The organism is Tumidithrix elongata BACA0141, assembly GCF_036349135.1.
GTDB classification, from domain to species: domain Bacteria; phylum Cyanobacteriota; class Cyanobacteriia; order Pseudanabaenales; family Pseudanabaenaceae; genus Tumidithrix; species Tumidithrix elongata.
Genome location: NZ_JAZBJZ010000080.1, coordinates 1 through 23,689, shown reverse-complemented (window position 1 = coordinate 23,689; position 23,689 = coordinate 1). Strand labels below are relative to the sequence as shown.

At 45.5% G+C, this 23,689-nt stretch carries 24 protein-coding genes; 19 read left to right on the top strand and 5 right to left on the bottom strand.

The genetic code is table 11. The features are described from left to right. Together V2H45_RS17405 and V2H45_RS17400 are read right to left on the bottom strand one after the other, a co-directional pair. Positions 1-1,244 (bottom strand): filamentous hemagglutinin N-terminal domain-containing protein (locus tag V2H45_RS17405; protein ID WP_330484936.1); only part of this gene is annotated, 1,244 nt, incomplete at its 3' end. A 280-nt stretch (positions 1,245-1,524) separates the two neighbouring features. Beyond that, positions 1,525-1,773 carry a Ycf34 family protein gene (locus V2H45_RS17400; RefSeq protein WP_330484935.1) on the bottom strand — a complete coding sequence of 83 codons (249 nt, stop codon included), beginning with the start codon at positions 1,771-1,773 and terminating at the stop codon, positions 1,525-1,527. A gap of 146 nt (positions 1,774-1,919) precedes the next feature. Here V2H45_RS17400 and ndhO point away from each other — a divergent pair, with 146 nt between their 5' ends. From ndhO to V2H45_RS17385, 3 genes are read left to right on the top strand one after another with little or no spacing between them, the layout of a single operon-like run. Beyond that, positions 1,920-2,135 carry an NAD(P)H-quinone oxidoreductase subunit O gene (gene ndhO, locus V2H45_RS17395; protein WP_330484934.1) on the top strand — a complete coding sequence of 72 codons (216 nt, stop codon included), beginning with the start codon at positions 1,920-1,922 and terminating at the stop codon, positions 2,133-2,135. Continuing rightward, positions 2,135-2,869 carry a 5'/3'-nucleotidase SurE gene (surE, locus tag V2H45_RS17390; protein ID WP_330484933.1) on the top strand — a complete coding sequence of 245 codons (735 nt, stop codon included), beginning with the start codon at positions 2,135-2,137 and terminating at the stop codon, positions 2,867-2,869. The genes ndhO and surE overlap by 1 nt, the downstream gene beginning before the upstream one ends. Positions 2,870-2,927: 58 nt before the next feature. Further along, positions 2,928-3,389: a hypothetical protein gene (locus V2H45_RS17385; RefSeq protein ID WP_330484932.1), complete on the top strand. Its 462-nt coding sequence runs from the start codon at positions 2,928-2,930 to the stop codon at positions 3,387-3,389. Between the two features lie 34 nt (positions 3,390-3,423). On the opposite strand, the gene V2H45_RS17380 is transcribed toward V2H45_RS17385, so the two are convergent. Continuing rightward, on the bottom strand, positions 3,424-4,047 hold the full coding sequence (locus V2H45_RS17380) for a TetR/AcrR family transcriptional regulator (protein WP_330484931.1): 624 nt from the start codon (positions 4,045-4,047) through the stop codon (positions 3,424-3,426). Positions 4,048-4,364: 317 nt separating this feature from the next. On the opposite strand from V2H45_RS17380, the gene V2H45_RS17375 reads away from it, so the two are divergent. Next, positions 4,365-4,736: a nuclear transport factor 2 family protein gene (locus V2H45_RS17375; protein ID WP_330484930.1), complete on the top strand. Its 372-nt coding sequence runs from the start codon at positions 4,365-4,367 to the stop codon at positions 4,734-4,736. Here V2H45_RS17375 and V2H45_RS17370 read toward each other — a convergent pair. Beyond that, positions 4,733-5,137 carry a Fur family transcriptional regulator gene (locus tag V2H45_RS17370; RefSeq protein WP_330484929.1) on the bottom strand — a complete coding sequence of 135 codons (405 nt, stop codon included), beginning with the start codon at positions 5,135-5,137 and terminating at the stop codon, positions 4,733-4,735. The two genes, V2H45_RS17375 and V2H45_RS17370, sit on opposite strands and share 4 nt — an antisense overlap. Positions 5,138-5,287: 150 nt before the next feature. Between V2H45_RS17370 and V2H45_RS17365 the strand changes: the two genes are divergently transcribed. From V2H45_RS17365 to V2H45_RS17345, 5 genes are all read left to right on the top strand, one after another. Beyond that, entirely contained in the window at positions 5,288-6,079 is a 792-nt protein-coding gene (locus V2H45_RS17365) for a ParA family protein (protein ID WP_330484928.1), read from the top strand. Beyond that, complete coding sequence (locus tag V2H45_RS17360; protein ID WP_330484927.1) at positions 6,072-7,361, top strand: coiled-coil domain-containing protein; 1,290 nt, start codon at positions 6,072-6,074, stop codon at positions 7,359-7,361. Before V2H45_RS17365 ends, V2H45_RS17360 begins: the two co-directional genes overlap by 8 nt. A gap of 107 nt (positions 7,362-7,468) precedes the next feature. Further along, on the top strand, positions 7,469-7,804 hold the full coding sequence (locus tag V2H45_RS17355; RefSeq protein WP_330484926.1) for a hypothetical protein: 336 nt from the start codon (positions 7,469-7,471) through the stop codon (positions 7,802-7,804). A gap of 197 nt (positions 7,805-8,001) precedes the next feature. Continuing rightward, complete coding sequence (locus tag V2H45_RS17350; RefSeq protein ID WP_330484925.1) at positions 8,002-10,218, top strand: AAA family ATPase; 2,217 nt, start codon at positions 8,002-8,004, stop codon at positions 10,216-10,218. Positions 10,219-10,650: 432 nt separating this feature from the next. Continuing rightward, entirely contained in the window at positions 10,651-11,127 is a 477-nt protein-coding gene (locus V2H45_RS17345) for a hypothetical protein (RefSeq protein WP_330484924.1), read from the top strand. Positions 11,128-11,310: 183 nt separating this feature from the next. Here the strand turns inward: V2H45_RS17345 and V2H45_RS17340 are convergent, their stop codons facing one another. Then, complete coding sequence (locus V2H45_RS17340) at positions 11,311-12,345, bottom strand: CHAD domain-containing protein (RefSeq protein ID WP_330484923.1); 1,035 nt, start codon at positions 12,343-12,345, stop codon at positions 11,311-11,313. Between the two features lie 307 nt (positions 12,346-12,652). Between V2H45_RS17340 and V2H45_RS17335 the strand changes: the two genes are divergently transcribed. The 10 genes from V2H45_RS17335 to V2H45_RS17290 all read left to right on the top strand — a co-directional run bounded on the left by V2H45_RS17335 (position 12,653) and on the right by V2H45_RS17290 (position 23,548). Further along, positions 12,653-14,359: an iron uptake porin gene (locus V2H45_RS17335; RefSeq protein ID WP_330484922.1), complete on the top strand. Its 1,707-nt coding sequence runs from the start codon at positions 12,653-12,655 to the stop codon at positions 14,357-14,359. Between the two features lie 91 nt (positions 14,360-14,450). Then, positions 14,451-15,563: a metallophosphoesterase family protein gene (locus V2H45_RS17330; protein ID WP_330484921.1), complete on the top strand. Its 1,113-nt coding sequence runs from the start codon at positions 14,451-14,453 to the stop codon at positions 15,561-15,563. A gap of 97 nt (positions 15,564-15,660) precedes the next feature. Beyond that, positions 15,661-16,788 carry a putative 2-aminoethylphosphonate ABC transporter substrate-binding protein gene (locus tag V2H45_RS17325; protein WP_408648813.1) on the top strand — a complete coding sequence of 376 codons (1,128 nt, stop codon included), beginning with the start codon at positions 15,661-15,663 and terminating at the stop codon, positions 16,786-16,788. 128 nt (positions 16,789-16,916) lie between these two features. Then, positions 16,917-18,107, top strand: a complete 1,191-nt coding sequence (locus V2H45_RS17320; RefSeq protein WP_330484919.1) for a putative 2-aminoethylphosphonate ABC transporter ATP-binding protein — start codon at positions 16,917-16,919, stop codon at positions 18,105-18,107. Between the two features lie 24 nt (positions 18,108-18,131). Next, positions 18,132-19,904, top strand: coding sequence for a putative 2-aminoethylphosphonate ABC transporter permease subunit (locus V2H45_RS17315; RefSeq protein WP_330484918.1), 1,773 nt, complete (start codon positions 18,132-18,134; stop codon positions 19,902-19,904). Between the two features lie 63 nt (positions 19,905-19,967). Further along, positions 19,968-20,693: an HAD family hydrolase gene (locus V2H45_RS17310; RefSeq protein WP_330484917.1), complete on the top strand. Its 726-nt coding sequence runs from the start codon at positions 19,968-19,970 to the stop codon at positions 20,691-20,693. A 39-nt stretch (positions 20,694-20,732) separates the two neighbouring features. Continuing rightward, complete coding sequence (locus tag V2H45_RS17305) at positions 20,733-21,866, top strand: TIGR03364 family FAD-dependent oxidoreductase (protein WP_330484916.1); 1,134 nt, start codon at positions 20,733-20,735, stop codon at positions 21,864-21,866. A 5-nt stretch (positions 21,867-21,871) separates the two neighbouring features. Continuing rightward, positions 21,872-22,513: an ureidoglycolate lyase gene (locus tag V2H45_RS17300; protein WP_330484915.1), complete on the top strand. Its 642-nt coding sequence runs from the start codon at positions 21,872-21,874 to the stop codon at positions 22,511-22,513. Further along, on the top strand, positions 22,452-23,087 hold the full coding sequence (locus V2H45_RS17295) for a phosphonate degradation HD-domain oxygenase (RefSeq protein ID WP_330484914.1): 636 nt from the start codon (positions 22,452-22,454) through the stop codon (positions 23,085-23,087). The genes V2H45_RS17300 and V2H45_RS17295 overlap by 62 nt, the downstream gene beginning before the upstream one ends. 11 nt (positions 23,088-23,098) lie before the next feature. Further along, positions 23,099-23,548 carry an NUDIX domain-containing protein gene (locus tag V2H45_RS17290; protein ID WP_330484913.1) on the top strand — a complete coding sequence of 150 codons (450 nt, stop codon included), beginning with the start codon at positions 23,099-23,101 and terminating at the stop codon, positions 23,546-23,548. Positions 23,549-23,689 lie beyond the last annotated feature (141 nt).

The following is a 23,689-nucleotide window of genomic DNA, read 5'->3' as shown; positions in this document are numbered from 1 at the left end:
TCTCTCTTTTTATTTTCGTTTTTCGTCTCTGACTGATTTTTAGAGGTGCCCTTAATATTCCCCACCTCAATCCCAGCGGGGATTACGCCACTTGTATAGGTGGGAGGATTATTCTGATTGTTCCCTCCGTAGACTAAACTTGCCTGCCCAGAACGGATAATTAAACCTGGTTGTGTACTCAAAATTGTATCGCTCCCTTGGAAGTTGGATACAGTATCAGGATTTGTGATATTGGTCACATTGCCAATCTTTACACTTCCTTGGGATTCAATCAACAATGATGCACTACCATTATAATCACCAACAATATTCACATTGCCAACCGAACTTATAATTGGGTCATAGAGACTTGTAAAGTTTACTGGAGTTCCAGATAGGCTTTGAATTGTGAAGTTTCCGCCACTCAAAAAATGAGCATCTCCAGAAATAACCCCATCGCTAACCAGACTTAAGTTCCTTCCACTCAAAATCTGCGTCAAGGGATTATTCAGTGCAAAGATATCTACATTCTGATTTCCCTGAATTAACAAATCCCCACCAGAGATCGCAACAAATGGAGAAGTGGTTGTATCTCTTATCTTTACCTCATCCTGAGCCTTTAGCGTAATATTCCCCCCTGCCTGTAACTGCCCCTGCAAATCTAACTTATCAGCCACCAACGTCAAGTCCTGAGGGACTGTGAGCTTCCCACTATTGCTAATCGTCGCCCCTGGATCGCTCGTTCCATACTGCAACCCCGGCGTAATACTCATTGTCAGTAAAGGCGGAGCCTGCGGATTTTTAGCACTAAACTCGCTACCATCGGGAAGCTTAAAACTACTACCCGTACTGCCCGTAAACGACCCACCGATCTCTAACTTCGCATTTTGCCCAAACGTAATCCCATTCGGGTTGAGCAGATATAAATTCGCATTACCATTCGCTCTAATCGTGCCATCAATATCCGAAGCAGAGCTACCCGTCACCCGCGTCAAAATATTCTGAACTTGCGGCGCGTTGTTAAAATAAGCCGTGTTATTCGTCGGAACTGAGAAATCTTGAAAGCTGTGATAAAGATTGACTCCCCTCGCCGTGCCACCATTAATTGTATGAACTTGACCGTTTGTCGTCACCGTAGAGTTGACAGGCAGCGTCGCATCGGGAACGATCTGAGCTTTAGCAGAAAAAACAGCCGTAAAATAGGTCAAGAAAAAAGCACTCGTCAGGTATATAGAACGATGAGCATGGCGACGAGTGAGTTCCATTCTTTTCTTATTCCTATTTCAATTAAATTTACGCCTAAATTCATAAAAAACAAGGATTTGGATTCAGCACAATGTCAAGTCTGCTAAATACTGTGGTCTTGTCTTCTAAAAATCGTAATCGCTGCAATTTTATAGAATCATCTCACAAACAATAATGCTTGTCATTATATTTTCACTTTTTCGCAAACAACCTTACGATCCCGATGTTTTTCAATCTTGGGATGTTTTGGCAAACAAAAAAATTTAACAGAGCGGTCAATTGCTTATTGAATATGCCGTGTTAGGTAGGAACTAGTTCGCCTGGTCGTAATTTCACCCATTTACCCATTTCGGGCTTAAAGCTCTCACAACCAACCACATCCCACTCCATTTGAATTTCATCATTATTTGTGCGAATGTTGACATTGATTGTGGGCGAGGTTGCCTCAAAATCAGGTGCTGCGGTTAGATGTGCTTGTTGATGCTGTTCTTCTACGGCATGGTAGGTCGTGCAGCGATCAACGTAATGGCAATTAATGCAAATACACATGGTCGTTAACAAGGAAGTTAGTAGTTCCAAAAAAGCTGACAACTGGCAACAGACAACCGACAACTTTTCTACATCCTAACAAGTCAAACCAAGAAAGCGGATACAATACCTAGTAGAAGTTATAGATTCTCAACATTGACAGACATATGGCATTAAAAAAGGGTTCGTTGGTGAAAGCAATTCGTGAAAAGCTAGAGAATAGTGTCGAAGCTCAAGCAAACGATACGCGTTGGTCTAGCTACATTTTTGAGACCAATGGTGAAGTTACCGAGTTTCGCGGCGATTACGTGCAGGTCAAGTTTGGGCAGGTGTCCACACCCCCGATTTGGTTGCATAAAGATCAACTACAAGAGCAAGCTTAATGGCGTTGATTTTGACCAACGATGATGGCATTGATGCCCCTGGAATCTGGGCACTCCAGAAAGCTGTGGCTAAAGCCTTTGGCGATAAAGCTTTTGGCACTAAAACCTTTGAAACTAAGGGCATCATTGTCGCTCCGCGCGACCATCATTCAGGTTGCGGGCATCAGGTCACAACCCATAGCCCTATTCATGTAGGCAAACGCGCTGAGGATGTCTATGCGATCGCGGGTACACCTGCCGATTGCGTCCGCGTAGCTTTGGGGCATTTATGTTTGGGAGATAAACATCCTGAAATTAAACTTGTCCTATCGGGCATTAATGATGGTGGCAATTTGGGTGCAGATGTCTATATTTCAGGCACGGTAGCAGCAGTGCGCGAAGCGGCACTGCACCGCATTCCGGGGATTGCGATTTCTCACTATCGCGCCAAGGGTAAACAGGTTGACTGGGAACGCGCTGCCGATCTGACGGCTAAAGTTTTAACCAAATTGTCGGGTAAGGCGATCGCTGCGGGTAGCTTTTGGAATGTTAACTTGCCCCACTTAGATGCCGATGCCCCCGATCCAGCCATGATATTTTGCGATCGCTCTACGCATCCTTTACCCGTGAGTTTCAAGATTGAGGGCGAGTACCTCATGTATGCAGGCAAGTATCAAAACCGCGATCGGACTGCGGGCACAGATGTTGATGTCTGCTTTTCAGGCAATATCGCCATCACCCAAATCGATTTGTAAGAATCAATATTTCATCCAGCAACTTGTATAGGGAAAACCCTAGCAGATTATCAACGTAATGAGTGATTGGATACAAGTTAAAGGAAGTGTGAAAAAAGGACATGGTGTGGCATCTGGGAAGTCAGGCGATCCGCGATTTCCCAAGGGAACGATCGCTATGCAGAAACCTTTGTTTGCAGAGCAGGGACTGGATATTTCTGGATACTTTCTCGGAACGATCAATGTTTCCATCTATCCTTATCGGTACGAGATCGAAAAACCCAAATATACATTTAGGGATATCAAGTGGGCTAAAGAGGAACCTGCTGAGGACTTTTCCTTTTTTGACTGTCGCATCATCCTTAACAGTGGCGAAAAGTTTGAGGGACTAGTTTATTACCCCCATCCTGAGACAAAGCCAGAACATTTCCAAGAGCCTGAAGTGCTTGAGATCATGACACCCTTCATTCAGGATCTGAAATATGAAGATGAGGTAGTTTTGGAATTAGATCGAAGGCAAATTGAAATTCATAAGAGTTGATAGGCATAGGAGTCAAGCAAACCCCTGTAATTCTCTACTTTTCTGTCTCTATTTTTTGGAGCGTTGCTTGAACGATATAGGTAACCGCTGACTCAATGCGTTGCCAACCTTCAGGGGATTGCAAATCTACGCCCAGAAAACAGTTGTTTGTTTTCGATTTGAGCAGTAAAAACACCAATCCAGCCCCCAACACAGCGCTAATTGCAGGTAGATCGACTTCTTCAGCGATCGCTTCTTGACTTTGCAGAATATCTAAAAGAGATTTACCTAAATCTTCTCTTACCTTGTATAACTCATCGGTTAGTTCGTTTTGCTCCAAAAGCTCCCAACGCATAATCTCTTGGGTCACAGGGCGCTTTTGCAAGCCATGCAAAAACCGCAGCAACATGCTGGTCATTTTGTCGGCAAAAGGAATTTTTTCGTCAGCCAACATTTCGCGATCGACGACTTCATCTAATGTCAACCAAAAGTCGCTGCTGCACCCATAGGCACCCAAAAGCGAGGCAAGATTCTCAAAGTAACGGTAGATCAGTACTTTATCGACCCCAGCTTCTTTGGCGATCGCATTGACTCCCACCTTTTGAAACCCCGATCGCGCGAGCACAGAACCAACGGCAGCAAGGATTCTAGCTTTTGTCTCCTCTTTATTTCGAGCCATGTATTACGAATTGTTAAGTTGCTGGGTTTTGCATCTTGTCACCCTTGAGTGACTATTGTATTGTTGATATGTCACTAGGTAGTGACTCTTGCGAAAAGTTGCGAAAGATTTTGAAAATTGTAACAAAGTTACATTAAAAACTCAGTTTGGTTTCCATACAGTATCAGGGATTTGTCGATCGCAAGCAAGACAACGTCGTGATTCCTCTCAAATGGAAGATGTGAGTTTTTCGCAATCAATCGTAAATTAAATTAATTCAATCTGTTTGCATTTAAACTTTCTGAGGCAAACGCGGAATAGGGGAAAGGTAGAAAATTATGACGACTGTTCTCGATCAATATTTCCAGTTAACCGATCGCGCTAACTTTGATGAAGCGGCTTTTGATGAACTCGTCGATCTATTTGCCGAACAAGCCGAAGTTCAGCCTGCGGGTGGCTCCAAAGTTAAAGGGAAGCAAGCGATTACACAGCTCTATCGCATGTTTTTTCAGATGTACTCAGCGATGCAGCATGTCTGGACTACGCAAGTAACGGACAATGGCGTCCAAGCGGCTTGGGCGATCGCGGGGCGACGACAAGATGGTGAGATGTTTGCAATGCAAGGGATTCACGTGGTTGAGCTGGATGCCCATGGCAAGATTCAAGCTTTAGAAGTGCGCGTTAATGATTCTGAGTCTAATTCTCACTAACTGACTTTGGGCGCTAGCAGTTCGGCTTGACACTGACTACAAAGACCGAAAAACTCTAGGGTGTGATAAAAAACCTTGAAGTCATAGGTCTGATTTAACTCCGCCCCCAAGTTATGCACGGGACAGCTATGGATGGGTTCGGATTTTCCACAATTCAAACAATTGAGGTGATGCTTATCTGTGGGCATAACGCTGTAAACCGTTTCACCAGTTGAAAGCGTTAGTGCCCTAACTAAGCCTTGTAACTTGAGCGTATCGAGAGAACGATAGACTGTGGCTAAACCCACACTGCGATCGCTATTCCGCAGTTCAGAATAGATACTTTGAGCTGAAACTGCCTTACTAAGCTGTTGCAACAAATTTAAGACTCGTTCTTGGCTGCGTGTGAGTTTTACCTTCATAACCTACCCTTATCCCTATATCTCTATCATCCACGATCTAATCAACCATTCGATCTAAACCCTATGTAATATTTTTTTAAAAGCTGCCAAATTGGAAAAATTCTGCTAACCTGTGCTGTACAAATTGCTTGACTAGTCTCAGGAACTTTGATGACCAGAGTTTTAGCTTTTACCAATAACAAAGGTGGCACGGGCAAGTCAACGTTATGTGCAAATACAGCCCATCAGGTCGCTCAAAACGGTGCGAAAGTGCTGGTTATTGATATGACATCTCAAACCACTTCCAGTACATTGTTTCTGGGAGAAACGAGCATGTTACCCGAATCTGATACTGTATTAGCATTTTTAAAAAAACGACCTGACAAACATATTGAAGAAATCATCTTTGAGTCCCCTAAAGGCTTAGATATTGTGCCTTCTCATATTTCGATGGCAGAAGCCGTAGCGCAGCTTTCTGGAATGCAAATGGGTAAAGAAGGCGTTTTAAAACGCGAGATCGATCGCATCAGCGATCAATACGATTACATTTTTATTGATAGCCCAGGAGACTTAAACGAACTCACAGCCAATGCACTAGTTCCTGCCGAGACGGTGTTTATTCCCACTCGACTCAATCGTACAGATTTTCAATGTACAGAAACAACGGTGCGCTTTATCAAAGAAGCGGAAGACTTTATCGGCAATCGTAAAGTTCGAGTCATTATTAATATGCTCGACGATCGCTATTTACCCGGTGGAATTTGGGCAAGTTCTCATACAGGCGAACTCTATAGTCAAGCACAACAAATCTTTGCTGATGTACTCTCCCCTATCACAATTCCAGATAGTGCTGATATTCGGACTGCATTCGATCGAGGGCTAACAGTGAGCGAATATAAACCGGGAGAAGTTGCGGCAAGAAGAATTCAAGAATTAGTTAATTGTGAGGTACTCAGTGGCTGAATCAAATCTAGCAAGGAGTCTTTTTTCTGGTACGGCATCCCCAGCACCCCGTAAAAAGATCGTGCGAAATAATACGCAAGAATCCCAAACACCCCCATCGTCTGAAGTGGAAGTGGAGACTGCGATCGCACAAGATCGAGCAACACCGAATATCCCTCTCGAAACCGTAAAAGAACCTGTAAAAGCAGTTGCGAAAAAAACTGTAAGAGAAATTCCCGTAGAATCTATAGCGATCGCTGCATCCAATGATTTGCCAGTTAATGATTTGCCAGTTAGTGATTTGCCAGTTAGTGATTTGCCAATTGACATTACGACGGAATTAACGCTCGATCTGCCATCAAATTCGCTAACAGACTCAGAATCTGAAATCAATTTTAAAGCTGAGTTACTAGAAATTGAGCTAGAAGCCTTAAAGCAAGAGATCGCAGAATTGCGGCAGAATACCTCCGATCGGGAATCGCAAGATGCCTTTAAGCAGGAATACATTCAGCAACTCGAAGCCGAGATTCAGCAAACCCAATCGAGCCATACCCATGCGATCGGCATTCTTAAATCGCAGCTAGAGCAAGCCGAATCTACTGCCCAAGCCTTACAAACTAGTCTCACGACTCAACTTGAGCAAAATTCTCAGCAACAGCAAGAAATGCTGGCACGGATCGCGCAGGCAGAAAATGCAGCGCAGCTTGCAGTTTCACAGGAAAATTTTGGAGCTACCGAGAAAATCGAACAATTACAGCTAGAAGTCGATCGCTTGACCGCAGGCGAACAACATCTCAAAGAGGTTCTAGAGACAACCCGCGTGAGTTTATCCGAATGCACCAAAAATCTGCAAAGCTTGCATATCCAACTCAGCGAGACCCAAAGACAAAAAGAAGAGCTTGAGTCCCAACTGGTCAGACATGTGGGCATACAAGCCCTCTTACAGCAGTCCTTGCATAGTTCTGAGTCAGAACAAGCGATCGCTGCCTCGCGTACCCAAGAGCTAGAACAACAAGTCAGAGAACTGCAAGAACAGGTTCTCAAGCAAGCGGGTCAAGCTTCTGAATATGAAGCTGCCGTACAACATTGGAAAGAACAGTCGGTGAGACATCAACATCACGCCCTGCAACTGAGTGCCGCGATCGAACGGCTCTTGGAAGGCAAACAGAATTCCAAAGTTGTGCATAGTCCCGATGAGACACCGCAACGGGCAGAAGTGCAACAGTTTGGGCAAGAGAGACCTTTAGCATCTGTAGGTAGAGCCATGGTAGAGTTACCTGCTTTCTTAGTGCGATCGCGTTAGCCATCTAAAAAAGAAACCACACTCGATCTCAATGAGCGAGTCATCCTTAACTTATATCCCTTATGCTCGATCTCAGCTTGAAATAAATTCACATCACTAGTCAAACTATGGATCGTAAAACTTTTACTGTAGGTTTACTCAGTGCTATTACAGCAATCGCACTCAATGCATGCAGCGAACCTAAAAAACAGATTCTCGGTAAGTGGCAAGTAGATGAAGTCCCAGGCGAGATCATGATTTTTGAATTTATGACAGATGGAACGTTGAAGGTAACGCTTAACGACAAGCCTTTTCTTTCTGCCAATTATGAGTTTACTGATAGCAAATTGACAATTAAAGGTGGTGTAGGTGATAGTTCTACTTCAACGCTTAAGTTTGAGGGCGATCGGATGATTATGACTCAGACGAATGGAGACAAACAAGCTTTTAAGCGCGTAAAGTAAAGCAAAAATCAGGATAGCCTCACTTCCTAAAAAAAGTCGAAGAGAAGCATAAACTTGATTCTATCCTTCTCAATTGTTCGCGCCCAGATCCTTTGAAATAGATTGAGTATCCTGATGAATGGCTTTCGAGTAGTCACTTGGAATAATTTGTCAAATAGAGCAATGCCTTTTCAGTACTCAGATTAATTAACTCATTTATGGATCTATTCGAGAGTCACCGACAGCAAGTTACAGCGGCGGAAGCACCCCTTGCCGATCGCTTGCGTCCGCGTACCCTTGAGGAATTCATCGGGCAGGAGCATATCTTGGGACAAGGGCGATTGCTCCGTCGCGCCATTCAAGCCGATCGCCTATCTTCGCTGATCTTTTATGGTCCCCCGGGAACAGGCAAAACCACACTGGCTCGGATTATTGCCAATACCACCAACGCTCACTTCATTGCGATTAATGCCGTGCTGGCAGGGGTGAAGGATATCCGCGAAGCGATCGATGGAGCGCAAACACAGAGGGGCTATCACGATCGCCGTACAATTCTCTTTGTCGATGAGGTGCATCGCTTTAATAAAGCGCAACAGGATGCGCTTTTGCCTTGGGTAGAGAATGGCACGATTATTCTGATTGGCGCAACCACAGAGAATCCATTTTTTGAGGTAAATAAAGCGCTGGTCAGCCGATCGCGACTGTTTCAATTAAGACCCCTGACAGAGGCAGATTTGCGTAGGGTATTGATGCAAGCACTCGGCGATCGCGAAAGGGGCTATGGCAAGTTAGCCGTGCGGATGGATGAGGAGGCGATCGCCCATTTAGCAAATGTCGCGAATGGTGACGCGCGATCGCTGCTGAATGCCTTGGAATTAGCCGTGGAGACGACTCCTCCCGAAGATGGGGAAATTCTGATTACGCTAGCGGTTGCCGAGGAATCCATTCAGAAACGGGCAGTTCTCTACGATAAGGAAGGGGATGCCCACTTCGATACGATTAGCGCTTTTATCAAGAGCGTGCGCGGTTCCGATCCCGATGCGGCGCTCTATTGGCTGGCAAAAATGGTCTATGCAGGCGAAGATCCGCGTTTTATTTTACGAAGATTGCTAATTTTAGCCAGTGAAGATATTGGGCTTGCCGACCCACAGGCAGTGGTGGTAGTAAATGCCTGCGCTGAAGCCTTCGATCGCATTGGGTTGCCCGAAGGTCGCTATCATTTGGCACAGGCAACGCTCTATCTTGCCAATGCCCCCAAATCGAATAGCATTATGGGCTTTTTTGATGCAATCGCTGCGGTGGAAAGCGAACGTCAGTCCGATGTTCCCAATCCGCTCAAAGATGGCAGTCGCGACAAGAAAGGATTCGGTCATGGTGTGGGCTATCTCTATCCCCATACCTATCGCGATCATTGGATCGAACAGCAATATTTGCCGAGCAGCCTGCAGGGACAGGTATTTTATCAACCTTCAGAACAGGGGGCAGAGGCAGCGATTCGCCTACAGGTCGTGCGGCGGCGTGAAGCACAGTTGGCAGCAATGGTGCGCGGTATAGGAACGGAAATTCCTGAGGTATTAACCTTTAGCCCAACGGATTCTGCGACCGATCGCTGGTTGCAACGCACGATTTCTCAGGCAGGCGATCGATTGGGAACTATCCGCGATCGCTTATTCTCTCGTTTGTCCCTACAACGCCATCATGTGGTTTTAGATGTAAATGCAGCAACGGGTTTGCTAACTTGGGAAGCCCTCCGTCAGGTTCCTGAAGGTGGTGTCTATGCGCTCACCTATCAAACATCTGATGCCGTCGCTTTGCAAGAACAGGTAGCAGGGCTGCCCGAACTGGCTCGCCCCATCATTATGTCGGGGGATTTAATCGAAGTTCCCGCTGCGATCGCATCTGTTCGTTTCGATCGGATTCTCGGCTACAATGCGCTGATGCGCGAGCCAGATAAACTAGCCTGCGTGCGGCAGTTGGCAAATCTCTTGCAACCCGATGGCACGATCGCGCTTTACGAATCGATTCCCAAACATACGCAGCGCATTTATCAGTTACTCGATCGCGCTACGTTGGGTTTATCTGACGATTTCTACGATCGCTGGGTGCAAGCCGAGGAAGCAATCTACGCAAGTTCTGACGATCCGATGACAAATTGGGATATTGACGATTTGCGATCTGCTTTTGAGCAGGTGGGTTTGAATGCTGAAATAGCAGTGGAACGAACGACTGTCCCAATGCAAATTTCTATAGCTTTACGCGATCGCTGGTTTGCTCCATCTTCTTCCAAAACAAAGCCTTCTTATGCGAGTTATTTGGCGAAATTTCTGACGGTTGATGAGATTGCGATCGTGCGGCAATTAATCGGCGATCGGCTGTTGCATAAAACAATAACTTGGGCTAGTTCTAGCGTGGGAATCTTTGCTAGATCTGTCTGAAGTATCTTTAGGATACTTCTATAGCAATCCTAAATGATACATGCGAGATTCTTTCTACTGCATAGAATCCTAGGAGCAATTCATGCAGCCCCTACACACAAATCAAATAGGATAGCTATATATAAGCTCTATTCTCAACTTTGTGTGGTTAGCGATTTTGAATTTTTAGAGATGCCCTTTAGAAATAGTTCTCTTAATCTTTGTGTGAATGCACAACTTGAGTGGGTAAGCATAAAAGCCAAGTTATGCGATTGTGTCGATTATTACAGACAAATTATCACCTTTATCATACGGTAGACTGCAAGTGTATTTTTGAAGTCTGACTTGATTTATCTTTAAAAATAAAAACTCAGTCAAGAGTCGCAGGAACTTGATCGGGAGTTCAGGTAACTCTACAAAAGTCAAGCAAACGTTGTCAGGAGTTCAGTTGACATGAATTTCCCATCTCTAACAGAACAGTTCACAGACTCGACTTTTAAGACGCTTGGTTTGCAGGTTTGGATCGCCCAGTATAGAGGGCTAACCATTCCCTCTGAAACAATTTTCGACAACGGTGCAGAGCTACAGCATGAGGCAAATCTTCCTATTATTGAGGGTCAGCATTTGCATGTGTGGACAGCCCTTATGGACAAACTCGCTCTTGGTAATGCCTTGGCTCAAAAGATTAGCGATTTGGTGGCAGATGTCTATCGCGATTGTTACCAAGACAACTTGATAACCGTTGAGCAATATCAAGCACAGGTAGACGAGATTCATAAAGCTTGGGCTAGCGAAGTGGTCATTAGCGCCAATCAAGCATGGCATTTATCCCATGATGGCGGCAAGACATGGCGCAATGTGAAGACTTTTAGTACCCCCCATGAAGATAATGCTCGATACAGAATCACTTTTGTAAGTTTAGGCGATTAGAAAATACAGGGTTCAAAGACTAGACAGTCAGACAAAGTTCTTTCAGGAGCGATAGTAGGATTCTGTAGACTATCCAGATTAAGGAGTGGAATCCTTATTTCTACTGATGAACTAATCATATAAAAACGCTAGGATCGCTTGCTATTTCAAGGTTTAATGGCTTCTCAGTTTGCGTTCAGAGGATTATCTTGGGATGGACGGGCTACCTTTAGCTTTCTTTTTGCTTTTTGGGGATACCGTTGGTGCTGAATTCAACGGTTTTGTAAGCAGCGATCGCAACGACTCACGAAATTCTAAAGAGAGATAAGATTGCTGAAGGGGTTGCCAATTTTGCCAAAAAGCAAGATCGTCCTGCTGTATTTCTCGCTCTATCGTGGGTAGAACCTTCTCCAAATTCGCATTCAAGGCTGATTCCAGAAACTGACGCAGGACAACGCGATCTTGAAACTGACCTAAGATTTCCTGAATCGCTTTAAATTCTGCAATTCTTTGCATGTAGGAAGGTTCATAAAAAGCAGCAAAAAACTCTGCTTGATAGCGAACTCCTTTTATTTGCTTGCGCAAGCTATGCAGTAGATCGCCGAACTGGCTCAATTGTCGATTGAGTTCTTCAACATTCTCAATGGGGATCGATGCAACTTTCCCTGCTTGATTCCTCGTTCCAACCAACCAGCCTGGATGGAGAAAAAGCTCGCAAATTAATGGCAGTAGCAAATCGGGCAAAATTTCTAAAATAGATAGATTACCGACTGGGGTGTAGGTGGGCTTCTCGATCCAAGCTTGGATCGATCGCTTCAGTTTTTGATAGCGATCGCTATTTAGTGTCTTCTTTAAATTAAGAAAACTCTGGTCGCGGTTCTGATGCAAATGCTTGAGAACTTTATTGAACTTAGACTGTTCGGGATTCGGCAACAAAAGCTGATAGCGATTTGTCAGTTCCAGTTGCAGTACATCCAAATCTCGCGTTTCTCCCAGACTTTTCGCAATTGCGCCGATGGATGAATTACTAACTCCTTTGGGTAGGACGATTGCAGCACCAAATACTCGCACTGCCGTTCTCAATTGCCGCATGCCAACGCGCATCTGATGTAACGGCTCGGGATCTCGATCTTTGAGAACAGATTCCTCTCGCTCGACAAACCTTTGAAAGTTTTGGCAAATGATTTGGTGAGCGTATTCACCCAATGCGATCGAAAGATCTAACGGCTGCGCCTTCATACAATTTCACGTTGCATTCTCAACCTCATTAAAGAAAGATTAATTTGCTTTGGATGTTGAACTGAACTAGTACATTATCCTACTTCCTCCATATCGTGCCGTCGATAACGACGAAAAATTGAGCGTTCTTAACATTTGGCGATCAAAACAGGAAACCTGACCGTCACTCCTGAATATTCCCTAAACCTCAACTCTGATTTAATTAGAGATTTTAGAATTCAACCCAAAGCATAAACGAAGCTTAACCCAAACTTAAATTATGGAAGCTGACGCGAAAGTATGATGGCAGAAAGTGTGAGGAAATGTCATGGTATTTTATCAAAGAAAGTTCTCTATACAACCGTTTGTGGTTGCCACGGTTCTATTAGCTCCAGCATTCAATATTGGTAGCGCCAGTGCGAATGAAGTTGTCTCAAACACTACTCAGAGTGTTGGGAATGTAACCAGTACTGTTGAAAAAATTGATGCTAACAAATTGGCTCAGCCTTCGACCGTTCAAGACTTAAAGACCTCCCAGAATGTTACATCTGTATCTCAACTCTCTGATGTGAGACCGACAGATTGGGCATTTACGGCATTGCAGTCTTTAGTGGAAAGATATGGATGTATTGCAGGCTACCCCGATCGCACCTATCGCGGACAGAGAGCCCTATCTCGTTACGAATTTGCTGCGGGTCTCAATGCTTGCTTAGACAAGATTAACGAAATTATTTCGGCTGGTTTAGCAGATAAGGTCAGTAAAGAAGACCTCGCCGCACTCCAAAAATTACAGGAAGAATTTGCTGCTGAACTCGCTACCCTCAGAGGTCGCGTAGATGCTCTAGAAGCTAAAACTGCTAAGTTAGAAGCCCAACAGTTCTCCACCACAACCAAGCTAAATGCGACGGTAATCTTTGCTTTTGCCGATACTTGGGGCGGAACGGGAACGGGAACAGCCGCTCAAAACCCTCAAAAAACTACCGATAGAACAAATGCGACCCTTTCCTATCGGGTGCGTTTAAACTTCGATACGAGCTTTACAGGCAAGGATCTCCTTCGCACTCGCTTACAAGCTGGGAATATTCCTAACTTAGGTGCAGCCACTGCCACAAACACGAATATGGCTCGTTTGGCGTTTGCAACGGATACTTTGGGTGCCTTTGAACTCGATAAGTTGTACTACAGATTTCCAATTGGAGACAACTTGACTGCCTTTTTGGGTGCGAATGCACTCGATCCTGATGATGTCGGCGATACCCTCAACCCCTATTTTGAGAGTAGTGACAAAGGCGCTTTATCTAGATTTGGTCGCTACGACCCGCTAATCTTTCGCGGGCCCTCGGGTGCGGGATTGGGTTTAGTCTATAAATTCAACCCGCAATTTTCGATTGTAGCAAGTTACTTAGCCAGAACTGATAGTTCCACCACTACGACTCCAACCAACACGGCGGCATCGGCAACAGGGCAAGGCGGTTTGTTTAACGGTGGCTACATGGCAAACGTACAATTGATTTTCGCCCCATCCAAAGACTTCAAAATTGGTTTAGCCTACGCACGTAGCTTTGAACCAGGAACCATTGTCAACGTCAGTAGTAGTACTGGCAGTACTTTCGGAAGCAGACCATTTGGCGCTGTTGACACCTCTTCCGATCGCTATGGGGCTCAATTTAACTGGCAAGTTTCTAAGGGCTTTAACTTTGGCGGCTGGATTGGTTTTGCGAACGCACAGCAACAGTCAGGTGGCTCTAATAATGCCAGTTTATTCAACTGGAGCGTTAACCTCGCTTTTCCCGATTTGTTTGCTGAGGGCAACAGAGGCGGGATCATTTTTGGTCAGCCTCCAAAGGTAACTTCCAACTCCATTGGTGCGAATGTCGATCCCAGCACTTCTTATCTATTGGAACTGCAATATGGTTTCCGCGTTAGCAAAAATATCACGATTACCCCCGGTATTATTGCTATCTTCAATCCCAACCATAATGATGCCAACCCGACGACTTGGGTAGGAACGATCAAAACCTTATTTACTTTCTAAAGATTGATAGTTTGTTAGTGAAAAGTAGTGAAGCCGATAATCTTCACTGCTTTTCATTTTTGTTCCTAATACTCGCTAGAACTGAAATTGTATGAATCTTCCAAGATTATTCCGCTCCCATCTATTCCGATTTATTTTGTTTGCGATCGCAAGTTTCAGCCTCATTATCTTCTTCGCAAACCAGCCTAGTTTTTCTAAAAACGAAGACTTATTCTCTGACAAAGAAGTGGACTTCTCCTTTGTAGTAGTAGGCTGCAATCGCGTCGATAAAGCAGACGTTGCCAAAGCCAGTCCCAGTACAGCGAATGTCGAACAGCTCAAACGCACGTTCAAAGAGATTTCCGAACTATCCCCACAGCCTAAGTTCCTCTTTTTTGCGGGCGATTTAGTCATGGGCTATACTTCCGATACCAATACCTTGGAAAAGCAATTAAAGGGTTGGCGCGATCTTTACGAGAAATCACCCCTGGCTAAGAGCAAAACTACTTTAATTCCTATCTCTGGCAACCACGAAACCCAAAATGAAAAGAAGGTGTCTTACGAAGGTGCTGAAAAAACTTGGCTGAAGGTAATGGCTCCCTATCTGAAATATGCGGGTAATGGCCCTCGTGCCGGTGGTAAAGATAACCTCAAAACCGACCAAAGCAAGTTGACCTACTCATTTGACTATAAAGGAACGCACTTTGTTATTTTAAATACCGATCCCGTCGGTCGAGATTGGAGCGTACCAAAGTCTTGGGTAGCCAAGGATCTGGCTAAGGCAAGAGCGAAGGATGCGAAACATATTTTTGCGATCGGACATAAGCCCGCTCACGCCTATCCCACCAATCTCTACAGCCCACCCGAGGAAAAAGAAGATGGACTGGGCAAGTTATATCCCGCCGATCGCGATGAATTTTGGGCGAGTCTAGTCACCAATAAGGCTGAAGCAATGTTGGCAGCCCACGACCACGTATATTACCGCGCCCAACCCAAGGGAAATACTTGGCAAATCATTACAGGAATTGGTGGCAGCGTTCTCGATAAAGTTGTCGATCAACCGAAAAATAATTTCTTTGGCTTTACTGCGGTCAGCGTTTTGAAAAACGATCGCGTGATGATAACGACCTACGGACGCGAGGTCCCCAAAGAAGGATATCTCGCACCGAGTGACAAGTATCCAACAACCGTTCGCGATCGCGGTGACATTACTTGGAATAGCTAAGCACTAGAGAGAGCAGAGCATCCTGCTCTCTTTTGTTTTTTAGGGAAGCGATCGTGAGTCCCAACAAATCAGGAAATCTACATACAGGTATCTCATCATGCTTATGTATAAAAAGTGGGTTCGTTTTGTCTTAAGAGCTTTATCTGTGTTTCTGCTAACTGTTGCAGTAACCGCCTGCGTTCAGACACAATCCCCAGAAAATAAACCTCAGGCAAGTACCTCTGCAAACCCCACCACAGCTTCAACCGAAGTTACTAAAGCGCCCTCAGGTGGGATTACCGTTTACACGGCTCTCGAAGACGATCAATTGGCAGAGTACTTACCTTTGTTTGAGAAACAATATCCAGATATCAAGATTAATAAAGTTCGCGATTCTACAGGTGTAGTGACTGCGAAGTTACTGGCTGAGAAGGATAATCCCACCGCTGACGTAGTTTGGGGACTTGCAGCCTCTAGTTTACTTGTTGCAGACAAGCAAGGAATGCTAGAGCCCTATGCCCCCAAAGGTATTGAAGCTGTTCAGCCCCAATTCAAAGATAGTCAAAACCCACCCCATTGGGTCGGGATCGATGCTTGGGAATCTGCCTTTTGCGTCAATACCGTAGAATCTGGGAAAAAGAATTTACCAATCCCTCAATCTTGGGCAGATCTGATCAAGCCTGAATATAAGGGACAGATTGTCATGTCCAATCCCGCTTCCTCTGGAACTGGCTTCCTTTCTGTTTCAGCTATCTTGCAAATGATGGGCGATACTGACGGTTGGAAGTATCTAGATGCCCTACACCAAAACATTGCCCAGTACGTGCATTCTGGATCGAAGCCTTGCAAACTCGCTGGCTCCGGTGAATATGCGATCGGGATTTCCTTCGGCTATCGCGCAGTTAAACAGAAAAAAGCTGGAGAACCCATTCTACCCGTTTTCCCTAAGGAAGGTTCGGGTTGGGATATTGAAGCCAACGCACTGGTTAAAAAAGCCAATATTAACCCTGCCGCGAAAACCTTCTTAGATTGGGCGATTTCTCCTGAAATTTCGAGAAAATATGCCAAGAACTTTCCTTTGACTGCGGTTAAAACCGACGTTCCTATTCCTGAGGGGTTCCCAGAGGATCCGATCAAGCAGCTATATCCTAAAAATGACTTCAAATGGGCTGCTGCCAATCGCGATGCCATCCTGACGGAATGGACAAAGCGATACGATTCCAAATCTGAGCCTAAAAAGAAGTAAAGCAAATATCTTGAATAGAATCGATCTGTAGGGATAGTGTCCCTGTGCCTATCCCATAAGTACTTGTGGAACCACAGGGGACTGTCCCTCATCGTTTTATCCCATTTTATTAGCTCCCACAAAAAGTTATGGCAAATTCTCCAGAACGGATAGATGCGATCGCGCAATCAAAGGAATCTCTCAAAAAACAAGAGCGCACGGCTCCCTTAGCAGCTTCAACCCATCCACAAGACCTCGGACAGCCCTATCTCCAAGTTCAGAACATTCGCAAATCATTTGGGCAATTTGTCGCCCTCCATGATGTCAGCCTTAATGTTTACGCTGGAGAATTTGTCTGCCTGTTAGGGCCAAGTGGTTGTGGCAAAACCACCCTACTGCGAATTATCGCGGGATTGGAACAGCAAACCAGCGGGCGGGTAATTCAAGGTGGTAAAAATGTTTCCCATTTACCTCCTTCTAGGCGCGATTTTGGCATTGTATTTCAGTCCTATGCCCTATTCCCCAATCTGACAGCGGCGCAGAATATTGCCTATGGGCTGCAAAATACGCCCATGCCTAAGCCTCAGATCGATCGCCGCGTGCAAGAACTACTAGAAACGGTCGGGTTAGAGGGATTTGGGCAAAAATATCCCGCTCAGATGTCTGGAGGTCAGCAACAGCGGATTGCTTTAGCCAGAGCTTTAGCCCTATCGCCCAGTTTGCTGCTTTTAGACGAACCGCTCTCGGCATTGGATGCCAAGGTCAGAAATCGCTTGCGCGTGGAAATTACCCAGTTACAAAAGCGTTTGGGCGTGACAACGGTGATGGTAACCCACGATCAAGAGGAAGCCTTGACGATGGCCGATCGCGTTGTGGTGATGGACAGAGGCGCGATCGCGCAAGTGGGAACTCCGCGTGTCGTGTACCAAAATCCCAGCAATCCTTTTGTGGCAAACTTCATTGGTTCCACCAATCTTTTAACGGGCGAAGTCGTGTCCGAGACCCAAGTCCGATGTGGGAATATCTTGCTCGATGCAAACATTGGGGAATTTGCCGTAAACAGCCCGATTGCGATCGCCATTCGTCCCGAAGCAATTCAGCTATGCGATCGCAGTGAAGAGGATGAGGCTGCATCGAATGTTTTATCCGCTGAGATTGAAGGCATAGAGTTTCTCGGTTCGGTGTATCACCTCACCCTGCGCCCAGATGGAAATTCTAAATCCGTCGTGACGATTGAGGTCTCGATTTATCAAGCCCAGCAAATTGATTTGAATTTAGGCACGTCCTTAAGAATTCAACTCCCTGCCCAGCATATTCAAATCTTTCCCAATCGCGTCTAGACGGCATATTGAATTGGCAATCCTATGATATTAGCACCATCCAAGAAACCGATCTTCCCATTTCCAGTGCAAGCGGAAGTTCGCCAAATTCCTACCAAAGAAGACTGGATTTTGAGAATCGCGATCGTTGTCAGTACGTTATGGCTTTTGGTTGGCGTGTTGTTGCCGCTTTACCCCATGCTGATCCGTAGCTTTCAGGATATAGATGGGCAGTGGATTGGGCTTGATAATTACGTTCGCTATTTCCAAACGCCATCGCTTTCTGTCTCTCTGTTTAACACGTTTTACATCGCGATCGCCAGCGCTACAATCTCCGTGGTTTTGGGATTTATTTATGCCTATGCCCTCACCCGCACCGCCATGTTTGGCAAGCCATTTTTCCGCATTCTTGGTTTACTCCCCCTGTTTATCCCTCCACTGGCGCATAGTATTGGGTTAGTTTACCTATTTGGGAACAAGGGTTTGATCACCACGGGGTTCTTTTCTCTGTTGCCGGGGTGGGACATTAATTTATACGGCTCGAATGGCATCATTATTGGCGAAGTTTTGTATTGTTTTCCCCAAGCTGTGATTCTTTTGATTACGGCATTAAACATTACCGATGCCAGACTTTATGAAGCAGCGGCAGCCCTACGTACCCCCGCCCATCGCGTATTTTTGACCGTGACTTTACCGAGCGTAAAATACGGACTCATGAGTGCGATTTTTGTTTGCTTTACCCTAGCCTTCACTGATTTTGGCGTGCCCAAAGTGGTGGGCGGCGGGTTTAACGTCCTCGCAACGGATATTTACAAACAGGTGATCGGACAGCAAAACTTCTCGATGGGAGCGACGATTGGCGTGTTTTTGTTGCTTCCCACAGCGATCGCCTACGTTCTAGACCGCATTTTCCAAAGACGTCAAACTGCTTTGGTCAGCAGCAGATCGGTTCCGTTTCAACCCAGCCCAAATCCAAAACTAGACTGGCTCATGTTTGGTATTTGCAGCGCGATCGCTGCTTTCATTCTGCTCGTATTTGGCACGATCGTTTTGGCATCTCTGGTCAAGGTTTGGCCTTACAATTTCACCCTCACGACAAAACACTACGACTTTAATGCTGTGGGAGGTGGAGGAATCGCCGCCTACTGGAATAGCATCCAAGTTTCTCTCTATACAGCGGTATTTGGCACGATCGCTGTTTTTCTGGGTGCTTATCTGGTTGAGAAAGGCAAAGGATTGAGAATGCTGCGATCGTTCAATTATTTCCTATCCACAATTCCCTTAGCCCTTCCCGGTTTGGTCTTGGGGCTCTCCTATGTGTTTTTCTTTAACAAGCCCTTGTGGAATATTCCCCATACCAATCTGGCTTTGGTGAATCCTTTCAACGGACTTTATGGCACGATCGCTTTGCTGGTCATCTGTAATATCATTCACTTTTACACCGTCGGTTTCCTCACGGCAAGTACGGCTTTAAAGCAAATTGACCCAGAGTTTGAATCTGTCTCTGCCTCGATGGGCGTACCATTTTACAAAACCTTTTGGCGCGTCACAATTCCTTTAACGATTCCTGCAATTTTGGAATTAGGCAGTTACTTTTTTGTGAACTCGATGGTGACAATCTCGGCAGTCATCTTTTTGTATCCACCCAATGCTCCTTTAGCTGCCGTGGCGATCGTAAATATGGATGATGCGGGGGATGTGGCTCCTGCCGCTGCGATGTCAACGGCACTAGTACTTACAAGCATTGGCGTCAGGATTCTCTACTGGCTTTTAACGCAAGGTTTAGCCAAACGCACCCAAACTTGGTTAAGGCGTTGAAACATTCAATTTCAAACCAAGGATAACAACGATGGCTTGTCGATTTTACATCAGGAAAACCCCATGACTGCAATTAAATTAGTCGTTTTTGATATGGCTGGTACGACTGTCAGAGACGATCGCGAGGTAGAAACCTGTTTCATGCTTGCTGCTGAAAAGACAGGGCTAGAAGCCTTGCCCGAACGAGTAATCGCCATGATGGGACTCTCAAAACGGCTCGTTTTCCAAACCCTCTGGGCAGAGCAAATTGGCACAAACGATCCGAACTACTTAGCGAATGTGGAAACATCCTTTTCAGCATTCAAACATATTTTAGAAAACCACTATCTCACTCAACCCATAGAACCGACGGTCGGATGCTTAGAACTATTTGACTGGTTGCGATCGCGGCGAATTCAAATTGCTCTGACTACAGGGTTTTATCGCGAGGTTACGGATATTATCCTCAAGCGTTTGGGGTGGGATCGGGGATTGAACCCTCACTATATTGGTTCGGAATCATCCACAATTCAAGCTTCGATTACGCCATCGGAAATATACGATCTAGAAGGTCGTCCCGCGCCCTATATGATTCAAAAAGCGATGTATCAGTTAGGAATTATCGATCCCAAACAAGTTGTCTGCATCGGCGATACACCTTCCGATCTTTTGGCAGGACGCAATGCTGGTTGCCTCTATACCTATGGTGTCACCAACGGAACCCATACGCGAGCGCAATTAGCGATCTTTCCTCACGATGGTCTCTTTGCATCCTTGACTGAATTTCAAAATACCTTAGCGAGTTTATAGACGTTCAAATCACAAAGAATTGACATTGATGAGCTGAATATGAGTCAAACAAATCATACAGAAATTGCGATCGTGGGTGCGGGGATTGTCGGTCTCGCCCATGCGCTTGCGGCTGCCAAACAAGGTTTCAAAGTAACTGTATTTGAGCGAAATTTCGCAGCAGTGGGGGCTTCGATTCGCAACTTTGGCATGGTGTGGCCGATCGGGCAACCCGCTGGAAAATTACGCGATCGCGCCCTCAGATCTAGAGAGATCTGGTTAGAAATCGCCGAAAGGGCTGGACTTTACTGCGATCGCAGCGGTTCTTTACTGCTTGCCTACCGCCAAGACGAACTCAACGTCCTCGAAGAATTTATCGCCACCAACGCACCCAACGATTCCATTGCCTTGTTGAATGCCGATGAAGTTGCAGGAAAAAGCAATGCAGTCAATTCAGATGGACTGCTCGGCGGACTCTGGAGCGATACAGAAATGACGGTCGATCCGAGAGAAGCGATTCAAAAGCTCCCTGCGTTTTTAGCGCATCATTATCCCATTGAGTTCCAATTTGGCAAAACCGTAACGGCTATTTCCCATCCCAATCTCCAAGTGGGAAGCGAACTATGGACTGCCGATCGCATTTTTGTCTGTAGCGGTGCAGATATGGAAACACTTTATCCCGAGATATATGCAGAAACAGGGATTACAAAAGTCAAGTTACAGATGATGCGAACTGTACCTCAACCAGAAAGTTGGAGATTGGGTCCTTCTCTCTGTGCGGGATTGACCCTAACGCACTACGCATCGTTCGCTCACTGTAGTACTTTGGATGCCTTAAAAAAAAGGATAGAGCTTGAAACCCCAGATTTTCCTAAGTGGGGAATTCATGTCATGGTTTCTCAAAATGGATTGGGAGAATTAATCCTTGGAGACTCCCATGAATACGGGTTGAATCCCGATCCCTTCGATCGCTGTGAAATCAACGACCTCGTTCTCGATTATTTACAGAAATTCGCGAAGTTCCCTTCGTTAGCGATCGCCGAAACTTGGCATGGTGTTTATGCAAAACTTTCGGGCAAAACCGAATTTATCGCTCAGCCAACCCCCAATGTCGTTCTCGTGAATGCCCTTAGCGGTGCGGGTATGACCCTATCCTTTGGTTTGGCTGAGGAGAATATAGCAACGTATTTATAGCTTCTATGACCGTAGATTATCTCAACCCCAACCTACCCTCTGGACTCAAGCGGATTGTGATGCCAGCGATCGAGGCAACCGATGCCACATTGACAGGATATGGATATTTAGTGAAAGATCCTGCCACAGTTCCCATAGAAATTGTGCGATGGCCTGCCCTAGGTTGGCGATCAGTCGATCTAGATAGCGGCGATGGCGCAGGCACTACTGAAGGAATTTTTTTGAGTGAATGGCAAGGAGAAATCCTATTTGGGCATAATGAAGCCGTTGATGGTCATTATATTTTGGCCTATGCCACAGAGCCATGCCTTGCCGTTCTAGAAAGCGATCGCGTGCCAGAGCAAATCCTCCTTTGGCATGCAAACTATCACCCAGATGGCGGACAGCTATTCTTTCCTCTCGATCGCAAACCTTTCTTCGTCCCTCTCGCATTACCGGGCGATGATGTGAAGCCTGAAGATTTTATCTGTTTTCGATTTGATGGAAATTGCGGACTTTATATCCATCCAAATGTTTGGCATGAAGGTGTATTTCCCCTCTCTGAAAAGCAACGTTTTTTTGACAAACAGGGAGCGGTACACGCTCGTGTTTCCATCGATTTTGCGAGGGAATTTGGCTGTCTGCTCGCAGCGAAATGTAAGTTTTAATTGGCAGTTGGTAATTTGGAGCGATCGCATGAACTTAAGCCTTGACAAAATCCTCAATATTTTTGCCACGAGGGGGCACGCTCAATATGGCGGAGAACCTGTGAGCCAGTTAGAACATGGATTGCAATGTGCTACCTTGGCAAAAGAACGCGGTGCTAGTTCGGAACTAATTACCGCTTGTCTCCTGCACGATCTGGGGCATTTACTGCATGATTTAGGCGAGAACTGTGCGGATCGAGCGATCGACGATCGCCATGAATATGAGGGTGTAAAACCACTGGAACTACTTTTCCCACCAAAGGTCACAGAGCCAATCAGGCTACATGTGGAGGCTAAACGCTATCTTTGTGCTGTCGATCCTACCTACCTTGCCAGTTTATCTCTCGCATCTCAAAGCAGTCTAATTCTGCAAGGAGGAATTTTCTCTAAAGAGGAAGCATTCGTATTTATGGCAAAGCCCCATGCTAAAGATGCTGTAAGCCTTAGAGCATGGGACGATCTCGCGAAGGTAGAAGGATTGAAAACACCAGATTTAAATAGTTTTGTAACCATTGTGGAAAGTTGTCTACAGTAAAACAGAAAAACATGCAAATGACAGAACAGACGAGATTGAGAGTTACGGTCAACGGCCTCTTTGTGGATGCCGATGAGGTGTTATTAATCCACCAAATGACATTACCCGAAATAGACTGTTGGGATTTGCCCGGCGGTGGGTTGGAGCCCAATGAGACGGTTCTGGAGGGGCTGCATCGCGAAATCCAAGAAGAGACGGGAATCACTTCCTTTGAGGTGTTGCAGTTATTAGCAGTCACGGATAGCTTTTTTCCCGATCCGCTGATTTCAGGTGGTTTACTCCATAATGTCAACATTGTTTATCTGTGCTCCGTAGATCGCCAGTCTTGCATTCTGCACAGTTCCGATCCCGAAATTGGCTCAAAGGGCATTCAATGGATCCCCATTCGTACGATTACCTCCGATCTATGTTCTGTACGCTGTTGGCAGTCTTTAAAAGCATTTAGCCTACTCTCCCCTTAGATCAGACTCATTTTAAAGGACAGGAAAATGCATGCCCCATCGTAACGGGATAAGATCTCAAATTCAAAAATTTTTATGGAGGGGTATTAGCCTACATTATTCATGAGAACCCAAAAGAGAATAAAAATCAAGAAAAAAGGA